Origin of the sequence: Glycocaulis abyssi (genome assembly GCF_041429775.1) — a bacterium.
In the GTDB taxonomy this organism is placed as follows: Bacteria; Pseudomonadota; Alphaproteobacteria; order Caulobacterales; family Maricaulaceae; genus Glycocaulis; species Glycocaulis abyssi.
This window is the reverse complement of sequence record NZ_CP163421.1, coordinates 1,323,855-1,343,516: the sequence shown is the minus strand read 5'-3', so window position 1 is coordinate 1,343,516 and position 19,662 is coordinate 1,323,855. Positions and strand designations below refer to the sequence as shown.

Genomic DNA, 19,662 nt, shown 5'->3' with positions numbered 1-19,662 from the left:
TCACAGCGTGACGCCCCGCTTCCAGATGGCGATCTCGCGCTCGTCATTATGCTCATTGCGGGTGGGCTGGCCAGACGCGGCCGCCAGAACGAGATCGAACAGCCGGGCCTCCACGATCTCCATCTTCTCGCCGGTCAGGAGGGGTCCGGCGTCAAAGTCGATCCAGTGCGCCTTTCGCTCCGCCAGGCTGGAAGTAGATGCGATCTTTACAGTCGGGACCGGGAAACCCAGCGGTGTGCCCCGGCCGGTCGTGAACAGGATGATCTGCGCACCGGCGCAGGCCAGCGCCGTTGACGACACCGCATCATTGCCGGGCGCCTCCAATAGTGTGAGGCCCGGGCGGGTTGCACGCCGACCATAGGCGATGACATCGGTCAGTGCCGCCTGCCCGGCCTTCTGGACCGCGCCGAGGGATTTTTCCTCCAGCGTGGTGATGCCGCCAGCGATATTGCCCGGTGACGGGTTTTCATGAACGGGCTGGCCATTATCGGTGAAGTAGGCCTTGAACCCTTCCACCAGCCGCGCGCCCGCGGCGAACACGCCTTCATCGGCCGCGCGGTTCATCAGAAGGTGCTCTGCGCCAAATATCTCGGGGATCTCGGTGATGATGCTGGTCCCGCCAGCGCCGGTGACCATATCGGTCATGCGTCCGGCCAGCGGGTTCGCGGTAAGACCGGAAAACCCGTCTGACCCGCCGCATTTCACACCGATCACCAGATCACTGACCGGGCAGGGCGAGCGTCTGTCGTGCCTGGCGATCTCTGCCAGCTCGCCGGCGAGTGCCACGCCTTCCTCCAGCTCGTCCGCGGCGCTTTGCGCGCGCAAGATGCGCACCCGGGACGGGTCGAGCCCCGGCGCTGCGGCGAGCAGTGCCTCGATCTGATTGGACTCGCACCCCAGACCGACGATCAGCACGCCGCCTGCATTGGGATGGGAGGCCAGGCCGGCGAGTATGGCGCGCGTGTCAGCAAGATCTCCGCCAAGCTGGGAGCATCCGAACGGGTGTGTAATGGCGTGAATGCCATCAAGGCCGTCGCCGTGCCGGGCCGCCGCTCTGCCCGCGATCCGGCGTGCCGTCTGTGCGACGCATCCAACCGTTGCGATGATCCATATCTCGTTACGTGTTCCAACAGCGCCGCCCCGCCTGCGGTATCCCGCAAATGTCCGGTCGAGCGGCCGCGAACCCGGAGCGTGTATGTTCGTATCGGCGGTGTAGATGAGGGCGCCGCCGGGTTGCAGGGCGGTGGTCAGGTTATGGGTGTGAACGTGATCGCCCGGCGCAATGTCCTTGCTGGCCAGTCCGATAGGCCAGCCATAGCGCAGCACCGGTGCGCCCTCGCGCACGGGGCAGAGCGCCATCTTGTGCCCGCGGGCAATTGCCGAGGACGGCACCAAAACCTTGTCATCGAGGCGGACTTTCTCTCCGGGAGACAGGTCGCGCAAGGCGACGGCAACGCTGTCTGCGGTATTGACGCGCAACGCGTCCATCCCGGTCATGGTGTCCGTGCGGTTCATTCGATCGCCCCTTCAGCAGCCCCAGTATGGAAACCGGTGTCATGATGGGTCAAGCTCTCGTCCGCCGGCCGATGCAGCGGGCGGTGCACGATGCGGGTTTGGCAGAAAGCTCGCGGTCCGTGCTATGCCGTAGGGGGACGATCCCGTCCAGATTCGTCAGGATTTTCCGATGACCAGCAGGCGCCCGCGTTCCGAACCCGGTTCCGATAATGCCTTTGGCGCACCCTCAGCGCGCAAGCGCGCCACGATCAATGATATCGCGCGCCTGGCCGGTGTATCGAAAAAGACTGTGAGCCGGGTCATCAACCGTTCGCCCTTCGTGAAGGTCGAAACCCGTGACAAGGTCAATGCGATCATCAAGGAGCTGGGCTACCGGCCTGACCCCCAGGCGCGCGGGCTGGCCTTCCGCCGCTCGTTCCTGATCGGCATGATCTATGACAATCCGAACCCGCAATATGTCGTCAATGTCCAGCAGGGCATTCTCGATGCGGTGCGCGATTCAGGACTGGAGCTGGTAGTTCATCCCTGTAACCGGGCCAGTCCGGGCTTCCTCGATCAGGTTCAGGCTTTTGTGGAGCAGTTGAAGCTGTTTGGCGTGGTGCTGACACCTTCTGTGTCGGAAGATGATGACCTGGTGGCGATCCTGCGCGATCTCGACTGCCCTTATGTGCGGGTTGCCTCGGTATCACTGGATGATGCCGAGCGCATGATTGTCACTCATGATGCCGCTGGCGCGGCGGAAGCCGCCAGGCACCTTGCCGATCTGGGGCACCGCCGCGTGGCGTTCATCAGCGGCCTGCCGAGCTTCCGCTCGTCTCACGAGCGCCGCCGCGGGTTTGCCGAAGGGCTGGCCGAGCGGGGGCTGGAACTTGAAGAGCGCTATGTGGTGGAAGGGGCGTATACATACGATTCCGGGGTTGCCTGCGCGCGCAAGCTTCTCGCGATGGATGTCCCTCCAACCGCCATTTTCACCGGCAATGACGAGATGGCAGCCGGTGTCTATACCGCCGCGCGCGATGCTGGCGTTTCCATACCCGGCGACCTGTCGGTCATCGGCTATGATGACAGTCCGATGGCGGCACGCCTGTGGCCGCCTCTGACTTCCGTGCGCCTGCCAATCCGCGACATGGGGCGGTTCGCGGCTGAAAAGCTGATCGTGCTGGCGAACGCCGAGAGCGACACCAGCGCGCGGCATCCGGAAGTCCGGCCGGGGCTGGCAGTAAGGGAATCCACCGCCAGGCCACGCTGATAATGCCGTAGACGGTGCGCGCTGCGAACCTTGAAATATTTTATGACACCGGTTACCAAAGATATGGAGAAACCGGCACGAGAATGCGAGACCGGGGAGGAAAGCCATGGCCGTCCGGCCGCTATCGCTACACCCTGACCGGCTGTTACCCGCTGACCCGGCGCTGCGGGCGATTGCGCGCGAGCTGTATGGCGCCGTGTGTGATCTGCCGATCATAAGCCCGCACGGCCACACGGATCCGTCCTGGTTTTCCGACAATGAGCCGTTCGGCAATCCTTCGCAGCTACTGCTGGCGCCCGACCATTATCTGTACCGCATGCTCTACAGCCAGGGTGTGCCGCTAGAGGCGCTCGGCGTGCCGTCGCGGGCCGGCCCTCCCGATACTGATCCCAGGCAGGCATGGCGGACATTTGCCGCCCATTTTCACCTCTTCCGGGGCACACCGTCGGCAATGTGGCTCAACCACGTGTTCGTGGAGGTGTTCGGCATTGATGTGCGCCTGAGCGCCCGGACGGCCGATCATTATTACGATGTCATCGATGCAGCGCTGAAGACCGACGCGTTCCGGCCGCGGGCCCTGTTTGACCGGTTCGGCATCGAATTTCTCGCGACTACGGAATCGCCGGTCGACTCTCTCGACCATCATCACGCGATTGCGTCCTCCGGCTGGGGTGGCCGGGTTGTCACGGCCTATCGTCCAGATCCCGTAATTGACCCTGAGTATCCCGGATTTGCCGACGCGCTGGAGGCGTTCGGCGAGATCACGAACGAGGATGTCTTCAGCTGGAAGGGCTATCTGGAGGCGCACCGGGTGCGCCGCGAGGACTTCATCGCTGCGGGGGCCACATCCACCGACCACGGGCATCCGACAGCCGCCACGGCAGACCTCTCGCCGGCAGATGCGGCGGCGCTGTTTGGAAAGGTGGTGAAAGGCGGTGCGGATGCGCGCGAGGCCGAGCTGTTCAGGGCGCAGATGCTGACCGAAATGGCGCGGATGAGCCTTGAAGACGGGCTGGTCATGCAGATCCATCCGGGTTCGTTCCGCAATCACAATGCCGCCCTGTTCGCCAGTCATGGCCGCGACAAGGGTGCCGATATTCCCACCCGGACCGATTATGTGGGGGGGCTGAAACCGCTGCTCGACCGGTTCGGCAATGAGCGTGAGCTTGGCATCATCGTTTTCACGCTCGATGAAAGCACCTACGCGCGCGAGCTGGCGCCGCTGGCCGGCCATTATCCTGTGCTGAAGCTGGGACCGGCCTGGTGGTTCCATGACAGCCCGGAAGGCATGCGCCGTTTCCGCGAACACACAACCGAAACTGCCGGGTTCTACAACACGGTCGGGTTCAACGACAACACGCGCGCTTTCCTGTCCATTCCGGCCCGCCATGATGTGGCGCGGCGTGTGGATTGCGGCTTCCTGGCCCGCCTGGTGGCCGAGCACAGGCTGGAGATTGACGAGGCAGCCGAGCTTGCCGCCGACCTTGCCTGCGGGCTTGCCCGATCTGCTTACCGAATTGATGCAAACGAGACGATGGCACCGGCCCGGCGGCCGGCCTGACCCCTGCAAATCTGGAGGAATCCCCATGTTCAGCAAAACGCTGCAAGCCACCCATCCCGACATGATGGATGGGGCAAGCAATGACGCATTGCGCGATCGCTATCTCGTTGACGGATTGTTCGAGTCCGGCAAGGTCACTCTGGTCTACTCGCACAATGAACGCTTTGTCATCGGCGGTGCGGCGCCGGCTGGAAAGCCGCTTGCGCTGCCTGTCCAGACCGAACCGGAATCGGCCAAGGGCCATCCCTTCCTCGAACGCCGCGAGATGGCGGCGGTCAATGTGGGCGAGGGGCCCGGCGCCATTAAGGTCGACGGCAAACGCCATGATCTGGCCGAGAAGGATGCGCTCTACATCCCGATGGGTGTGAAAGAGGTGGTGTTCGAGAGCGCATCGGCGGACAAGCCTGCCCAGTTCTACCTTGTTTCCTGTCCGGCTCATGCGGCGTATGAGGTGAAGAAAATCTCCATCGCCGAGGCCACCCCGCTGGAGCGTGGTACGATGGAGGAGAGCAATCAGCGCACGATCTACCAGTTCGTGGTGCCGGGCGTGTGCCAGTCAGCCCAGCTGCTGATGGGGATGACTATTCTGAAGCCCGGCAGCGTGTGGAACACCATGCCGCCGCACCTGCATGACCGGCGTTCTGAAATCTATTTCTATTTCGGGCTGGGCGAGAAGGGCCGCGTCTTCCACTTCATGGGCGAGGCCGACAATGCCCGCCACATCGTGGTGTCCGACAAGGAGGCGGTGATCTCCCCGCCCTGGTCGATCCACATGGGTTCGGGTGTTTCCAACTACATCTTCATCTGGGCGATGGCGGGCGAGAATCTCGACTATACCGATATGAACGTCCTCGACATCTGCCAGCTCAAATAAGGGGCTTTCGCATGGCCGCATCGTTCTCACTGGCGGGAAAGACCGCACTTGTCACCGGAGCCAATACCGGTCTTGGCCAGGCGATGGCCGTGGCGCTGGCGCACGCCGGAGCCGACATTGCTGCCGCCGGGCGCTCCAGCGCTGCTGAGACTGGCCAGCTGGTGGAGGCGGCCGGGCGGCGCTTTGCAGAGATCAGGGCCGACCTTGGCGACACGTCTGTTGCCGGCGGTGTGGTGGCAGATGCCGTCGCGGCGCTGGGCGGTGTCGACATTCTCATCAACAATGCCGGCATCATCAGGCGCAATGACGCGCTCGACTTCACCGAGGACGACTGGGACTCGGTGATGAATGTGAACCTGAAGGCGGCGTTCTTCCTGTCCCAGGCGGCTGCCCGTCACATGGTTGGAGCGGGCAGGGGCGGCAAGATCATCAATATTGCCTCCATGCTGTCCTTTCAGGGCGGAATACGCGTCGCTTCCTACACGGCATCAAAGAGTGGTGTGGCGGGCCTCACGAAATTGCTCGCCAACGAATGGGCGGGCAAGGGCATCAATGTGAACGCCATCGCGCCAGGCTATTTCGCGACCAATAATACCGAGGCGTTGCGTGCGGACGAGACGCGCAATTCAGAGATACTGGCGCGCATTCCCGCGGGCCGCTGGGGCGCTCCTGAAGACCTCGGCGGAGCCGCCGTTTTTCTGTCTTCCTCTGCGGCCGATTATGTCCATGGCACGGTGCTCGCGGTCGATGGCGGCTGGCTAGCCCGTTGATACAAATTGATAAATCGGCGGATCAAAGAAAATTGGCTCGCATTATTGATACCGGTGTCATTTTCAGTCATAGTTTGCAGGATTCTGACGCGTAACGCGCTGACAACGGGAAGCATGTGAAGCGGCAATGCGTGTCCGCAAAATTGCTACCGGTGTCATACGCAGACCGCTAGGGTTCGAAACCAAAATCAAGGCAAGCTGCAAACAGCTGCCAAAGGGGAGGAAGAGGAATGTCCAGGACCAATGGAATGGCGCGTGCGCGCTCCTTGCTGACCAGCGCATCCGTGCTCGGTCTGGCTGCGGCCATGTTCTCCGCACCGGCTGTGGCCCAGGAGGCGCCCGAGGCGGCCAGTCAGCCGACAGAAACCATCACCGTGACCGGTTATCGCGCTGGCCTTCAGGCTGCAGCAGCGGTAAAGCGGGAGGAGACCGGCGTTGTTGATGCCATCGTGGCCGATGACATTGCCGCCTTCCCTGATCTCAATCTGGCAGAGGCGATCCAGCGTCTTCCGGGTGTTGCCATCGACCGTGATGCCGGTGAGGGCCGGCAGATCACTGTGCGTGGCCTCAGCCCGGATTTCTCGCGGGTGCGGATCAACGGCATGGAAGCGCTGAGCGTGACCGGCGGGACGGACTCCTCCGGCGGCGGCAATCGCTCGCGTTCGTTCGACTTCAACACCTTCGCTTCTGAGCTGTTTCAGTCCGTCGTGATCCGCAAGACCCAGTCGGCTTCGGTTGATGAAGGCTCGCTTGGCGCAACGGTCGATCTGCGCACCGCGCGCCCGTTCGACTATGACGGCTTTACCGTAGCTGCCGGTGCGCAAGTCGGCTGGAACGACCTCTCGGAGGAGTTCAATCCGCGGCTGACAGGCCTTATCTCGGACCAGAATGCCGATGGCACGTTCGGCTGGCTGCTTTCGCTGGCCTATTCCGACCGCGCCCAGCTTGAGGAAGGTCATTCCACGGTGCGCTGGCAGAACGCCAACAGCTTTGGCGGATGCACGGCCTGCGTCACGCCGGCGGAGGAAGCTGCGGTCAATAATGCGTTCCACCCGCGTATCCCGCGCTATGGCCGGCTGGTCCACGACCAGGAGCGGCTGGGCGTGACGGGCTCGGTGCAATTTCGACCCAGTGGCGTGACCGAGATCAGCCTTGATGCGCTCTATTCCCGGTTTGACGCTACGCGCTCGGAGCAGTTCCTGGAGAATTTCTCCTTTTCGCGCGGTGGCAGCGCCACCCCGGAACTGGTGGGTAAGCCCGCCCAGATCGTTACCGCCTATGAGATCGATGCCAACAACAATCTCATTTACGGCGTGTTCGACAATAACGATATCTACGCCGAGCACCGCTATGACGAGCTGACCACGGAGTTCACGCAGTTCACGCTCTCGCTGACCCACGAATTCACCAGCCGCTTCCGCGTGGATGGTGTCGTCGGCCGTTCGGAGTCGAACTTCTCCAACCCGGTCCAGTCGACCATCCTGTTCACGAACTTCGATTCAGACGGGTTCTCCTACGACTACCGCCAGAACAGCCGGACCCCCGCCATTGACTGGGGCTTTGATGTCAATGACCCGACCAATTACCAGCTGACCGAGTATCGGGACCGTCCGAACTATGTCGACAACACCTACACGACGGCGCAGTTCAATGCGGAGTTCGACCTCAACGAGATATTCACGCTGCGCGGCGGGGTGAACTGGAAGAGCTATGAGTTCGACAGCTGGGAAGGCCGGCGTGACCTGCTGCTGCCGGCGGCCCAGTGGATGCCGGTGACGGCGGCCATGGCCACCCAGGTAACCGGCTTTGGCAACGGGCTTGGCATGCCCTCTGGCAATGTGACGAGCTGGGCCATTCCCGATGTCGGCGTGGTGGCTGACATGGTTGGCCTCTATCAGCGTCCGCTGGTGCCGCAGACGGGCAATATCCGCAATGTCGAGGAAGACAATCTGGGCGGTTATCTGCAGGCGGCCTTCAGCACCGATTGGGGCGGCATGCCGGTGCGCGGTGATTTCGGCGTGCGTGTCGTGCGCACCGAGACCAGCTCGACCGGTATCATCTCCGGCGTCGAGGTGACGGTGGACAACGAGTACACAGACACGCTTCCCAGCTTCAACCTCGCCCTTGAGCCGACGAGCAACATGGTGCTGCGCTTCGGTGCGGCCCAGGTCATGTCCCGCCCGTCACTGGGCGCGCTGACGCCGGGCGGCAATGTTTCGGGTACGGCCTACACCGTGAATTACGGCAATCCGCGTCTCGATCCGTTCCGCGCCAACAATTACGATTTCAGCGCGGAATGGTATTTCGAGGATGAGTCCCTGTTCGCGGTGGCGCTGTTCTACAAGGATATCGAATCCTTCGTGGCCCGCGCGACCGACACCATCCCCTTCAGCCAGACCGGCCTTCCCGCGAGCGCCGTGCCGTCGGGCACACCGCTGGCCGGTGACCTTGCCGCGAATCTGGATCCGCTGGTTGATGTCAGCCGGAATATCAATGGGGAAGGCGGGGATCTCCGCGGTGTGGAAGTCCAGTGGGTGCGCCCGTTCAACTTCCTGCCTGCGCCGTTCGACCGTTTCGGTGCAGTGATGAACTACACCTGGGTGGACTCCGACGTGAATTACGGGGCGGCCGGTTCGAACCAGCTGACGGGCCTGTCGCGCAATTCCTACAACGCCACGCTCTATTACGAGGACGAGCGCCTGAGCGCGCGTGTGTCCTTCAACGGGCGTGACCCCTATCTGACCCAGTTCCCGGGCCGCAACGGCAATGACGAGGAAGGCAAGGAGCGCACGTTCAATGTGGATGCGGCCATCCGCTACAACCTGACCGACCGCGTGACGCTGACCTTTGACGGGATCAATCTCACCGACGAGTTCAACAGCCAGTATGTGGACAGCGCCAACCGCGTGTCAGTCTACCATCATACCGGCCGCGAATATCTGTTCGGTGTCCGCTATCGCTACTGATCTCTCCCGATAGTAGCCCCTTTGACCCCGGACCAGTACGCTGGTCCGGGGTTTTCTTTGTGTGGAGTGGCAAACGTGATCACAACGCTGGGGCTGGTCGCCCATGACGCCTGCAAGCCGGTGCTGCTGGACTGGGTGGGGGCGCATCGTGAACGCCTGTCGGCGCTGACGCTCTTTGCTACCGGCACGACCGGCCGGCGACTTATGGAGGCCTATCCCGCGCTGGCGGTAAACGCGCTGAAAAGCGGTCCGCTGGGCGGTGACCAGCAGCTTGGCGCGATGATTTGCGAGGGCCGGCTGGACGCGCTCGTCTTTTTCACCGATCCGATGAGCCCCCAGCCCCACGATGTGGATGTGAAGGCGCTCACGCGCCTGGCCGTGCTGTACGACATACCGCTGGCCCTGAACCGGGCCAGCGCCGAGGCGGTCATCCGCGGCTAGCCGCGCATCAGCTCGACAAGGCCCATGGTCAGGAAGGGCAGGTAGGTGATCGCCATCAGGGCGGCGACCAGTGCGCCGTAGAAGGGCCAGATGGTCTTCACGGTCTCCTCCATGCGCATGCCGCCGACGGCCGCGCCAACGAACAATACAGAGCCCACGGGCGGTGTGACCAGCCCGATGCCGAGATTGAGCATCATGATCACCCCGAAATGCACAGGATCAATACCCAGCCCAACCGCGATGGGCAGGAAGATGGGGGTCGTGATCACGATCAGCGGCGACATGTCCATGAAGGTGCCCAGCAGCAACAAGATGAGGTTGATGATGAGCAGGATGAGGATGGGGTTGTCGGTGACCGACAGGATCAGGGCGGCCAGCTGGGAGGGCGTTTCGAGTATCGCCAGCACCCATCCGAACGCGGAAGCGGCGCCGATGATGAAGAGTACCATGGCGGTCGTGCGCGCGGCGGCCAGCGTGGCCTCCAGGAAGGCCCTGAAGCTGAGCGAGCGATAGACAAGAACGGCGACCGTGAGCGTGTAGATGACGGCGATGGAGGAGGATTCGGTGGCCGTGAAGAAGCCGCCCAGAATGCCGCCTACGATGATGACGGCTGTCATCAGGCCGGGCAGGGCGGCGGCAAACGCGGCCACGAAGGCCGGCCAGCCGGGAAACTCGCCGCGCGGATAGTTGCGCTTCACCGCAACCAGCCAGGCCACGAACATTAGCAGGGCGCCGGTCAGAAGGCCGGGAATGATACCGCCGATGAATAGCTCGCCGACACTGACGCCGACACCGGCTGCCGCCGCATAGATGATCATGTTGTGGGAGGGCGGGATGAGCAGGCCCACCACGGCCGAGGTTGAGGTGACGTTCACCGCATAGTCGGTGTCATAGCCCTTTTCCTTCATCATCGGCATCAGGGTGGAGCCGAGTGCCGAGACGCTGGCAACCGCCGAGCCCGACACTGCGCCAAACAGCATGGACGCGCCGACATCGACCTGGCCCAGCCCGCCGCGTGAACGCCCGAAGGCCGCTTCCGCGATGCGTACAAGGCGCGCGGCGATACCGGCCCGGTGCATCAGTTCACCGGCGAAGATGAAGAAGGGTATCGCCATCAGCGAAAACACGCTCATGCCCGATGCCATGCGCTGCACGGCGACGACGGCCGGCAAGTCGAGCACGAGGAAGGCGACCAGTGTCGCGCCCAGCAATGCAAACGCGACGGGCACTCCGATGGCCAGAAGAAGCAGCAAGGTGCCCAGAAGAATGGCGAGTTCCATCAGACACGTCCTTCCATGCGCCCGCGTTCGCGCCCGGCAGCAAGCTCGGCGAGACGTTCAATGGCAAAAAGCGTGATCAGCCCGCCGCTGACGGGCAGGGGCATGTAGGCAAAGCCGCGCGAGATGCCGAGCGTGGGAATGACATGGCTCCACACCTCGCGCACAAGCTGTGTGCCCCAGATTGCAAGAGCCACGCCGCATGCGGCGATGATCAGCAGGGCGAAAGCCCGGCAGACAGTGCGGATGCGCACGGGCAGTGCTTCCACAAACGCGCCGATGCGGATGTGAAAGCCCTCGTGCACGCCGGCCGCCGCGCCGAACATGACAAACCAGACCATCAGGACCAGGGCGGCCTGCTCGGTCCAGGCAGGGCTGGCATTGAGCACATAACGGCCGAAGACCTGCCAGCCGATGATCGCGGTCATCACGGCAATGCCGGTGGCGCCGATGAACATGAGCAGGCGGGACAGCCAGCGTGTAATCGTGGCGAAACGGTCAAGCATCGGCCCCTCCGGCCATGTTGCGGATATCGTCGAGAAGGCGTTGCTGGGCTGGAGTACGCACAAAGCGCTCCCACACCGGGCGCATCAGATCGGCGAACGCGCCGACATCATCGACCGCGTTGACCTCGACACCGGCGGCGGTGATGCGTTCGCGCGCGGCGGCCACGCGCGCGTCCCACAGCTGGCGCATGAAGGGCACGGATTCGCGCGCGCAGGCCTGGACGAGCGCGCGGTCATCGGCGCTGAGCTGGCGCCAGCGGTGCGCGCTCATCACCAGCACTTCAGGTGCCATGACATGGCCGGTCAGGCTGTAGAAGGGCGCGGTTTCGAAATGGCGTGTCAACTCGTAGGACGGCCAGTTGTTCTCCGCCCCGTCGATCACGCCTTGCATCAGGCCCTGATAGACTTCCGACAGGTCCATGGGCGTTGCGTTGGCGCCAAGTGCCTCGACCATCGAGACATAGAGGTCGGAGTTCTGGACACGTATCTTAAGCCCGCGCATGTCGCCGGGCGTGCGGATGGGGCGGCGGGTATTGTAAAAGCTGCGCGCCCCGGAATCGTAGAAGCAAAGCCCGATCAGCCCGTGCGGTTCGAGCGCATCCAGCACGGCCTGACCGGGCGCGCCATCCAGCGCGGCGCGCATATGGGCCTCGGACTGAAACACGAAGGGCAGGGACAGGATGACCGTCTCCGGAGCAAAGGCATTGAGCGGCGCCAGATTGACCCGGTTCAGGTCCAGCCCGCCAAACACGGTCAGTTCCAGCGTGTCGCGCTCCGAGCCCAGCTGGCCGCCTGAATAGATGCGGATGGAGAGCCGCCCGCCGGAACGTTCCTCCAGCAGCCGGCCCATCATTCGCACAGCCTCTACGGTGGGGTAGTCGCTGGAATGAGTGTCCGAGGAAAAGAGGGGGCGTGAAATTTCCCCGCAACCGGCGGCGGCAAGCGCGCTGCCTGCCATCAGTCCGCCTGTCAGTGCGCGGCGCGTAAGCCTTGCCATGACGTTCCCCTATTCGGCCAGGCTGTTGAACCAGCGCTCTATCAGCGTGTAGCCGTCCTCGCCGGTCTCGTTGGCGCGGCATGGTCCTTGCGGGTCGATGCCTTGTGCGATCAGCCATTCATCGGGAATGCCATCGCCATTGGAGTCGGTGCGCGGCTCGCCTTGCGGCACGTCCACCCAGCCGCCGACATCCGCCGCACTATCGGGGATGATGCCGGTGCGGGTGCGTACCTCCTCGATCACGCGGGCATCGATGGCATCGCGGTAGAAGGAGGCGCCGGCGCGCTCCAGCACGCGCTCATAGGCATCTCCGGCAGAAACCGTCGTTACCTCGCCGGCGGGGAAAGCCCGGTCCACGAAGGTGCGGTCCGGCGCGGCAGAGCGTACCAGGTTGAGCTGGGGCATAAGCTGACCATCGACCGTATTGCCTTCAAAGAAGGCGCGGCCCGTCACGTTGCGCATGTAGAAGATGACCGGCCCCAGAGTGTCCGGGCCCTGCACATAGGCATTGTTGACGAAGTTGTAGCGGGCCACCGAGGCGGGATCGAGATCGGTGCCGGCGGCGTGGTGGTAGTCGAAGCCCTCACGCCCATAGAGCATGTCGCTTACAAGCCCTTGCGCGGCTCTGTAGTCGAACGTGTCGCGCGCAGGCGTCCAGTTCCAGAAATCGGTCTCCGCGCCGTGCCCCCAGTTGTAGAAGACATTGTTGCGGAAATCGAAGAGCACGCCTTCAGGGTCGGTGTAGGGCGTGGCGTAATTGCCCACGCGGGGCATGCGCGAATGGTTGTGGGCCCACAGATTGTTCAGCCAGGAATAGCGCGCGCCATGACTGCCCCTGATCAGGCTGCCATAGCCCCGGTCGCCCTTTTCATGACCGGCCCGGTAGAGCCCTTCGGAGATGATCGACCACTGAACGGTGACGTTGGAGAGGTGATTGCCGCCGCGCTCGGGATCATAGCTCTGTGAAGCGGAAAGATTCTCGTCGATCGCCCAGCTGGCCGATACGTGGTCGAGGATGATGTGGTGGCCGCCGCGTATGGAGATGGAATCGTCCTCATGGCCTGCCTCATTGCCCATGCGCGAGCGGATATGGCGAATGATGACGTGGTTCGCGTTCACCGTGAGATCATGGTCGCGCAACGTGATCCCGCCGCCCGGCGCGCTCTGGCCTGCGATCGTGATGAAGTCATTGCTGATGATGAGCGGGCTTTCCAGCCGGATGATACCATCGACATCAAATAGCACGATGCGCGGACCGTCCGCTTCCACGGCTTCACGCAAGGAGCCGGGACCGGAATCATTGAGATTTGTCACCTTGAAGACGCGTCCGCCACGCCCGCCGATAGCATAGCGGCCAAAGCCTTCCGCGCCCGGAAAGGCGGGAATGCTGCCCGGAGGCACGAACCAGGGGGCGGGCTCATCGCTCAGCGGGGGAATGTCGGGCGCGGCCGGGACCCGGTCAGGCCGGGCGGCAGCGGCGGCCAGTGCGGCAGCAGCCTGTTCGGGCGATGTGCGTGCCGGGCCGGTGCGCTCCGCCGCGGGAGAGGTGGCCTCACCGGTGCTATTGCCAGCCGGTTCAGGCGAGCAGGCAGCGAGAAAGGCGATGGCAGCTATGCCAGCGAAAGATTTGCGCATTTTTGTCTCCTCCCGCTCCCGCCCGTTATCCCGAACTGGAAGCATCATCATTATTTTCCGGCCCGGCGCAAAATCACCTGATTTGCAAATCGGGCTTGCCATATGCGCCGGTGTTCGTAAGTATGCCTCTCAATGACACCGGTTACCATGAGGACAGCCTAGCGGCTCTTGGCCGATCACGGAAGCCCTCAATGCGCAAAACCGCACCGGCAGGAGATATCGCGCTCGCAACCATGCGGCGCGCTCGGGGCAGGAATGAAAAGGGACGTGCCATTGACGGCTCGCAACGCGAATATAGAAGCCATATCAGCGGCTTTCCTGGCTGCCCGCAGACGGGGTGGTGCCCTGAAATCGTTTCCCGGCGCGCTGCCTGAGACGCTGGATGAAGCCTATTCGGTTCAGGATCGTTCAATTGCCGGCTGGCCGGACCGGGTGGGCGGATGGAAGATCGGTCTCATCATGCCTGCCTTCCGGGCCGGCGCCGGTGCCGACCGGCTGGCAGGTCCGATTTTCGCCCGGCAGATTGTCGAGGACCGGCACGGGCATGTTCATGACATGCCGGTCTTCGATGGCGGTTTTGCCGCTGTCGAGGCCGAGTTCGTGTTCCGGCTCGCATCGGGGCTGGATGCCGGCATTCCCGTGACGCCCGATACAGCAGCCGGTATCGTTGACAGCCTGCACGTTGGGGTGGAGATCGCGTCGAGTCCGTTTGCCGGGATCAATGACAAGGGCCCGATGTCGGTGATCAGCGATTTCGGGAATAATAACGGGCTTATTGTCGGCGCGGCGATTGAAAACTGGCGCGAGTGCGACCCGGCCGGCCTGACCGCCCGGGTGGACATTGACGGCAAGACCGTGGGCGCTGCCAATGCGGCTGCGATCCCTGGCGGACCGCTCGCGGCGCTGTGCTTCCTGATCGATCTGTGCCGCAAGCGCGGGATCGAGCTGAAGGCCGGCGACTATGTGTCGACGGGGGCTGCAACGGGCGTACACGAGGCGCCGATAGGCGCGTCGTCGATTGCCGATTTCGGCCCGCATGGCCAGATAGCGGTGCGGCTGGTGGCCGCCGAGGGCGCCATCCCGGCCAAGGTGACGGCGTAATCTGCCAGCCCCTTACCGTCCCTTCATGGCCTCGGCGGCGCGGGCATTCGCCGTGATGGCGGTCCAGTTGCCGGCATCAATATCGCCGGGGCTGGCGATCCAGGACCCCCCCACGCACACGACATTCGTCAGGGCCAGATAGTCAGGCGCCTTCTCCCGGCTGATCGAGCCGGTCGGACAGAAGCGGATATCGGGCAGGGGACCCTCCAGCGCCTTCAGATACGCGATGCCGCCTGCGGGCTCTGCGGGAAAGAATTTCAGCACCTCAAAGCCTTGTGCCTGCGAGGCCATCGCCTCGCCCGCTGTGGCAACGCCCGGCAGGCAGGCGAGCCCGGTCGCCAGCATCGCCTCCCCCAGCTCCGGCGTCAGGCCGGGGCTGACGAGGAAGGACGCGCCCGCCTCGGCCGATGCCCGCGCCTGCTCCGGTGTGCGGATTGTGCCCATGCCGACGATCAGCTCCGGAGCCGCGTCCTGCATGGCCTTCATGGCGTCCAGCGCCACATCGGTGCGCAAGGTCAGCTCGATGACCTTCAGCCCGCCCGCGGCCAGAGCCATTGCCAGCGGCGCGGCGTCTTCCAGCCGCTTTACGGCCAGCACCGGAATAACGCTTGCCGCATCGATAAGGGCGTCCAGAGAGGGCGGGGTGTTCATGCGACAGTCTCCGTGACGGGCCTGGGCGAGGCAGGCTCGCACAGGCCGGGAATGGACAATGCGCCTTCCTCGGCGCTGCTGGCGATCTGGCGGAAGCCGGCGAACAGTTCGCGTCCGAGTCCGCGATGGCTCGCTGTCAGATCGCAAATGGCGGCCGCGCGCGCTGCAAGTTCGTCCGGCTGGACATCCACCGACAGCACACCCGTATCGGCACAGACCGTAATCACATCGCCATCGCGCACACGGGCTATCGGGCCGCCGTCCAGCGCTTCCGGGCAGACATGGATGGCGGCCAGCACCTTGCCGGATGCGCCCGACATGCGCCCGTCGGTAACCAGCGCCACCTTGAAGCCCCGGTCCTGCAGGACACCCAGGGTTGGCGTCAGCTTGTGCAGCTCCGGCATGCCATTGGCCTTCGGTCCCTGAAAGCGGATCACGGCGACGAAGTCGCGCTCCAGCCTGCCTGCCTTGAAGGCGGCGAGAAGATCGTCCTGGGTGTCGAAAACGACAGCAGGCGCGCTGACCCGGCGGTGCTCCGGCTTGACGGCGGAGACCTTCACCACGGCCCGTCCCAGCGTCCCGGCCACCACCCGCAGCCCGCCATCGGGGGCAATCGGGTCACTGGCGGGGCGCAGTACATCGCCGTCAAGGCTTTCCGCCGGTGCGTCGCGCCAGACCAGCGTCTCACCCTCGAGGAAGGGCTCGCGTGCGAAATCGGCAAGGCTGTCAGCACCTGGCGTCATGACATCGCCGTGCAGCAGGCCAGCCTGTAGAAGCTCGCGGACCAGAAAGCCCATCCCGCCTGCCGCGTGGAAATGGTTCACGTCGGCTGGACCGTTCGGATAGATTTTCGTCAGCAGCGGCGTGACATGGGAAATGTCTTCAAAATCGTCCCAGTTGATGATGAGGCCCGCCGCCCGCGCGATCGCAACGAGATGTATGGTGTGATTGGTGGAGCCCCCGGTCGCGTTCAGCCCCACAATGGCGTTGATGATCGCGCGCGCGTCGATGGCCTCGCCGATGGGCCGGTAGTCCTGCCCCAGCGCGGTGATTTTCGCTGCGCGCCTTGCGGTGGCCTCTACCATGGCCTCGCGCAGGGGCGTGCCCGGATTGATGAAGGCAGAGCCTGGCAGGTGCAGTCCCATCAGCTCCATCATCATCTGGTTGGAGTTGGCGGTGCCGTAGAAAGTGCAGGTGCCGGGGCTGTGATAGCTGGCGCTTTCAGCGTCCAGCAGCTGGTCGCGTCCGGCCTTGCCTTCGGCGTATAGCTGGCGGATGCGCGCCTTCTCGGTGTTGGGCAGGCCCGAGCGCATCGGCCCGGCGGGCAGAAACAGCACGGGCAGGTGGCCAAAACGCAGCGCGCCGATCAGCAGGCCCGGCACGATCTTGTCGCATACGCCAAGGCAGATCGCTGCATCGAACATGTCGTGAGACAGCGAGACAGCGGTCGCCATGGCGATGACGTCGCGCGAGAAGAGCGACAGCTCCATCCCGGCCTGGCCCTGGGTAACGCCGTCGCACATGGCCGGCACGCCGCCGGCAATCTGGGCGGTTGCACCGGCTTCACGCGCCGCGGCCTTGATAATGTCGGGGTAGGCACCCAGTGGCTGATGCGCCGACAGCATGTCGTTATAGGCCGTCACGATGGCGATGTTCGGCCAGACCAGCGATTTCAGCTTTTCCTTGTCCTCGCCCGATGCGGCAAATCCGTGAGCAAGATTGCCACACGACAGGATCTTGCGTTGCGGCCCGTCCTTGCGGGCCTCGGCAATGAGGGAGAGATAGGCCGCACGCGTGCTGCGGCTGCGCGCCTCGATGCGGGCGGTCACTTCCTCGATAACAGGATGGAGCGGGGCGGGCATTGGCTTTGGCCTTCGGGCGTTGCGTCGCGTCAGGGCGACCAGAATATCTGCAGGTCGAGTGAGGGGTGGTTCAGCAGCGCGCGCACCGGCATGTCCCGGGCAGGGCCGGGTAGGCGCGCCTTTTCCAGTGCGGCGCGCTTGGCGCTGCCCCGGATGAGCAGGGCGCAGAGTTTTACCCCTTCGAGTGCGCGCAGGGTCAGAGTGATGCGCTCGGTCAGCGGACCTGTGACCGGGCTTGGCCGGGCCGAAATGGCTGCGCAGAGACTGCCGTACGCTGACAGCGCATCCTCCAGCCCGTCCGCGCGGGGAAACCATGACAGGGTATGGCCATCATCACCCATGCCGAGTATCGCGCAATCGGCCGGCCAGTTGAGGGCCGACAGCCGGGCCTCACCAGCCTGCAGGCCGTCGGCGGGGCGTGCTCCGGGGCTCTTGAGCTCCGTGAAGGCCGCGTCGGCGGCGTTGCTGGTCAGCAGCGTGCGGCGGATGAAATCGGCATTGGATCCCTCTTCGCCCGCCGCCACCCAGCGCTCGTCGGCCAGCACGACATCGATACGTGCCCAGTCGAGATTGGTAACCGAAAGGCGGCGGTAAACGGGTTCAGGCGTTGAGCCGCCCGATACGATCAGGCTGGCCCGGCGGCGCGTTGCCAGCGCGCCGCGCAATGTTTGCGCTACTGCATCTGCCAGAGCGCTGGCCGCTGCGTCGCTGTTTTCGAAGGGTTCGAAACGGTCAGGCATGATCGCCATCGAACCATTCGCGCTCGTCCCGGCTCAGCAGTAATGCGCCTTGCGAGGGACCGTCCGTGCCGGCGGCATAGCTGTGCACGGGGCTTGCCCCCTCGGTCCAGGCACGGATGACCGCATCGGTCCAGCGCCAGGCCGCCTCCACCTCGTCGCGGCGCATGAAAAGGGCCAGATTGCCCCGTACCACCGCCATCAGCAGGCGCTCATAGGCGTCCGGATAGTCAGCTTCAAATGCGTCGGCATAGCTCAGATTGAGCGGTACATAGCGCAGGCGCATCCCGCCAGGGCCCGGATCCTTCGTCATCATCATCAGCTTGACCCCCTCATCGGGCTGCAGGCGTATGACGAGGCGATTGGGCTGCAGGACACCGGCATCGGCGCGGATAATGTCATGCGGCACCGGCTTGAACTGGACGATGATCTCCGAGCGGCGCTTGGCCATGCGCTTTCCGGTACGCAGGTAGAAGGGCACGCCCGCCCAGCGCCAGTTATCAATGCTGGCCCGGATGGCGGTGAAGGTCTCTGTTTTCGACGGCTGACCGAGCTCGTCGGTATAGCCGGGTACGGGAGAGCCATCGATCATCCCGGCGCCATACTGTCCGCGGACGAGGCATTTGCCGGCATCTTCGGCGCGGATCAGGCGCAAGGCACGCAGCACTTTCAGCTTCTCGGTGCGAACCGCATCACCCTCCAGGCTGAGCGGCGGCTCCATGGCCACCAGGCACAGAAGCTGCAGCAAATGGTTCTGCACCATGTCGCGCAATGCGCCGGCCCGGTCGTAATAGTCTGCGCGCTCACCGGCGCCGAGGGTCTCGGCGACAGTGATCTGTACATGGTCGATACCGCCTGCATTCCACACCGGTTCCAGCAGCATGTTGGCAAAGCGCAGCACCAGAAGGTTCTGCACGGTCTCCTTGCCGAGATAATGATCGATACGGAAGATTGATGCCTCGTCAAACACCGCGCCAACCGCTTCATTGATGTGGCGGGCCGAATGGAAGTCATGACCGATCGGCTTTTCCAGCACGATGCGGCTGGCCGGTGTGTTCAGTGCGTGCTTGCCAATCGCGGCACACACCGGGCCGTAAACCGAAGGCGGCAGGGCGAGGTAGAAAAGGCGGATTTTCGCCTCATCGCCTTTGAGCGCATCGCGGATGACCTGCCATCCGCCGCTTTCGCCGTGTGCATCGATAGCGGTGTAGGTCACGCGCTTTGAAAATGCGGCCCAGGCCTTGTCCTTCTTGTCCCCGTTCACAAATTCGCCGGCCCGCACCAGGTATTCCGCCGTGCTCATATCCTCGCGCGCAGCCGCGATGATGCGGGAGTTTTCCGGTATCTGTCCGTCGCACCAGCGGTGAAAAAGGGCAGGCAGAATCTTGCGCCGGGCCAGATCGCCGGTCGCGCCGAAAATGACCATGTCAAAGGCTTCAACCGGGACGAGTTCTGCCATCGATTCGCGTCAAATCCCTGTATGGGGCGGTGTTCGTATTGTGCTGTAGCAGCATACTGGA

The 19,662-nt window shown here is 63.8% G+C and carries 16 protein-coding genes; 7 read left to right on the top strand and 9 right to left on the bottom strand.

Annotated features, from left to right (window positions below; all coding sequences use genetic code 11):
* Positions 1 to 1,515, bottom strand: a complete 1,515-nt coding sequence (locus tag AB6B38_RS06550; RefSeq protein WP_371394970.1) for a UxaA family hydrolase — start codon at positions 1,513 to 1,515, stop codon at positions 1 to 3.
* A 169-nt stretch (positions 1,516 to 1,684) separates the two neighbouring features.
* Between AB6B38_RS06550 and AB6B38_RS06545 the strand changes: the two genes are divergently transcribed.
* From AB6B38_RS06545 to AB6B38_RS06520, 6 genes are all read left to right on the top strand, one after another.
* A complete protein-coding gene (locus AB6B38_RS06545; RefSeq protein WP_371394969.1) occupies positions 1,685 to 2,764 on the top strand; it encodes a LacI family DNA-binding transcriptional regulator in 1,080 nt (359 codons plus the stop codon).
* A 106-nt stretch (positions 2,765 to 2,870) separates the two neighbouring features.
* Positions 2,871 to 4,325 carry a glucuronate isomerase gene (gene uxaC, locus AB6B38_RS06540; RefSeq protein WP_371394968.1) on the top strand — a complete coding sequence of 485 codons (1,455 nt, stop codon included), beginning with the start codon at positions 2,871 to 2,873 and terminating at the stop codon, positions 4,323 to 4,325.
* A gap of 25 nt (positions 4,326 to 4,350) precedes the next feature.
* Positions 4,351 to 5,199: a 5-dehydro-4-deoxy-D-glucuronate isomerase gene (kduI, locus tag AB6B38_RS06535; protein ID WP_371394967.1), complete on the top strand. Its 849-nt coding sequence runs from the start codon at positions 4,351 to 4,353 to the stop codon at positions 5,197 to 5,199.
* Between the two features lie 11 nt (positions 5,200 to 5,210).
* Positions 5,211 to 5,969, top strand: a complete 759-nt coding sequence (gene kduD, locus AB6B38_RS06530) for a 2-dehydro-3-deoxy-D-gluconate 5-dehydrogenase KduD (RefSeq protein WP_188452009.1) — start codon at positions 5,211 to 5,213, stop codon at positions 5,967 to 5,969.
* A 230-nt stretch (positions 5,970 to 6,199) separates the two neighbouring features.
* Positions 6,200 to 8,935 carry a TonB-dependent receptor gene (locus AB6B38_RS06525; RefSeq protein WP_371394966.1) on the top strand — a complete coding sequence of 912 codons (2,736 nt, stop codon included), beginning with the start codon at positions 6,200 to 6,202 and terminating at the stop codon, positions 8,933 to 8,935.
* Positions 8,936 to 9,010: 75 nt separating this feature from the next.
* Positions 9,011 to 9,376, top strand: a complete 366-nt coding sequence (locus tag AB6B38_RS06520; RefSeq protein ID WP_188452010.1) for a methylglyoxal synthase — start codon at positions 9,011 to 9,013, stop codon at positions 9,374 to 9,376.
* On the opposite strand, the gene AB6B38_RS06515 is transcribed toward AB6B38_RS06520, so the two are convergent.
* Genes AB6B38_RS06515 through AB6B38_RS06500 form a run of 4 tightly spaced genes read right to left on the bottom strand, consistent with a single transcriptional unit; the run spans position 9,373 to position 13,791 of the window.
* Complete coding sequence (locus tag AB6B38_RS06515; protein ID WP_371394965.1) at positions 9,373 to 10,656, bottom strand: TRAP transporter large permease; 1,284 nt, start codon at positions 10,654 to 10,656, stop codon at positions 9,373 to 9,375. The two genes, AB6B38_RS06520 and AB6B38_RS06515, sit on opposite strands and share 4 nt — an antisense overlap.
* Entirely contained in the window at positions 10,656 to 11,159 is a 504-nt protein-coding gene (locus AB6B38_RS06510; RefSeq protein ID WP_188452012.1) for a TRAP transporter small permease, read from the bottom strand. Before AB6B38_RS06510 ends, AB6B38_RS06515 begins: the two co-directional genes overlap by 1 nt.
* Positions 11,152 to 12,156 carry a TRAP transporter substrate-binding protein gene (locus tag AB6B38_RS06505; RefSeq protein ID WP_371394964.1) on the bottom strand — a complete coding sequence of 335 codons (1,005 nt, stop codon included), beginning with the start codon at positions 12,154 to 12,156 and terminating at the stop codon, positions 11,152 to 11,154. The genes AB6B38_RS06510 and AB6B38_RS06505 overlap by 8 nt, the downstream gene beginning before the upstream one ends.
* A 9-nt stretch (positions 12,157 to 12,165) precedes the next feature.
* Positions 12,166 to 13,791 carry a pectate lyase gene (locus AB6B38_RS06500; RefSeq protein WP_371394963.1) on the bottom strand — a complete coding sequence of 542 codons (1,626 nt, stop codon included), beginning with the start codon at positions 13,789 to 13,791 and terminating at the stop codon, positions 12,166 to 12,168.
* Between the two features lie 273 nt (positions 13,792 to 14,064).
* Between AB6B38_RS06500 and AB6B38_RS06495 the strand changes: the two genes are divergently transcribed.
* Positions 14,065 to 14,892 carry a 2-keto-4-pentenoate hydratase gene (locus tag AB6B38_RS06495; protein ID WP_188452015.1) on the top strand — a complete coding sequence of 276 codons (828 nt, stop codon included), beginning with the start codon at positions 14,065 to 14,067 and terminating at the stop codon, positions 14,890 to 14,892.
* A gap of 12 nt (positions 14,893 to 14,904) precedes the next feature.
* Here the strand turns inward: AB6B38_RS06495 and eda are convergent, their stop codons facing one another.
* From eda to zwf, 4 genes are read right to left on the bottom strand one after another with little or no spacing between them, the layout of a single operon-like run.
* Complete coding sequence (eda, locus tag AB6B38_RS06490; protein WP_188452016.1) at positions 14,905 to 15,543, bottom strand: bifunctional 4-hydroxy-2-oxoglutarate aldolase/2-dehydro-3-deoxy-phosphogluconate aldolase; 639 nt, start codon at positions 15,541 to 15,543, stop codon at positions 14,905 to 14,907.
* A complete protein-coding gene (gene edd / locus AB6B38_RS06485; protein ID WP_371394962.1) occupies positions 15,540 to 17,405 on the bottom strand; it encodes a phosphogluconate dehydratase in 1,866 nt (621 codons plus the stop codon). The genes eda and edd overlap by 4 nt, the downstream gene beginning before the upstream one ends.
* A gap of 29 nt (positions 17,406 to 17,434) precedes the next feature.
* Complete coding sequence (pgl, locus tag AB6B38_RS06480; protein WP_371394961.1) at positions 17,435 to 18,145, bottom strand: 6-phosphogluconolactonase; 711 nt, start codon at positions 18,143 to 18,145, stop codon at positions 17,435 to 17,437.
* Entirely contained in the window at positions 18,138 to 19,601 is a 1,464-nt protein-coding gene (gene zwf, locus AB6B38_RS06475; protein ID WP_217978989.1) for a glucose-6-phosphate dehydrogenase, read from the bottom strand. The genes pgl and zwf overlap by 8 nt, the downstream gene beginning before the upstream one ends.
* Positions 19,602 to 19,662 lie beyond the last annotated feature (61 nt).

Bases quoted from the DNA above. Each gene is read 5' to 3' on its own strand.
- AB6B38_RS06550 (WP_371394970.1), bottom strand. From the start codon at position 1,515: ATGAACCGCACGGACACCATGACCGGGATGGACGCGTTGCGCGTCAAT.
- AB6B38_RS06545 (WP_371394969.1), top strand. From the start codon at position 1,685: ATGACCAGCAGGCGCCCGCGTTCCGAACCCGGTTCCGATAATGCCTTT.
- uxaC (WP_371394968.1), top strand. From the start codon at position 2,871: ATGGCCGTCCGGCCGCTATCGCTACACCCTGACCGGCTGTTACCCGCT.
- kduI (WP_371394967.1), top strand. From the start codon at position 4,351: ATGTTCAGCAAAACGCTGCAAGCCACCCATCCCGACATGATGGATGGG.
- kduD (WP_188452009.1), top strand. From the start codon at position 5,211: ATGGCCGCATCGTTCTCACTGGCGGGAAAGACCGCACTTGTCACCGGA.
- AB6B38_RS06525 (WP_371394966.1), top strand. From the start codon at position 6,200: ATGTCCAGGACCAATGGAATGGCGCGTGCGCGCTCCTTGCTGACCAGC.
- AB6B38_RS06515 (WP_371394965.1), bottom strand. From the start codon at position 10,656: ATGGAACTCGCCATTCTTCTGGGCACCTTGCTGCTTCTTCTGGCCATC.
- AB6B38_RS06510 (WP_188452012.1), bottom strand. From the start codon at position 11,159: ATGCTTGACCGTTTCGCCACGATTACACGCTGGCTGTCCCGCCTGCTC.
- AB6B38_RS06505 (WP_371394964.1), bottom strand. From the start codon at position 12,156: ATGGCAAGGCTTACGCGCCGCGCACTGACAGGCGGACTGATGGCAGGC.
- AB6B38_RS06500 (WP_371394963.1), bottom strand. From the start codon at position 13,791: ATGCGCAAATCTTTCGCTGGCATAGCTGCCATCGCCTTTCTCGCTGCC.
- eda (WP_188452016.1), bottom strand. From the start codon at position 15,543: ATGAACACCCCGCCCTCTCTGGACGCCCTTATCGATGCGGCAAGCGTT.
- edd (WP_371394962.1), bottom strand. From the start codon at position 17,405: ATGCCCGCCCCGCTCCATCCTGTTATCGAGGAAGTGACCGCCCGCATC.
- pgl (WP_371394961.1), bottom strand. From the start codon at position 18,145: ATGCCTGACCGTTTCGAACCCTTCGAAAACAGCGACGCAGCGGCCAGC.
- zwf (WP_217978989.1), bottom strand. From the start codon at position 19,601: ATGGCAGAACTCGTCCCGGTTGAAGCCTTTGACATGGTCATTTTCGGC.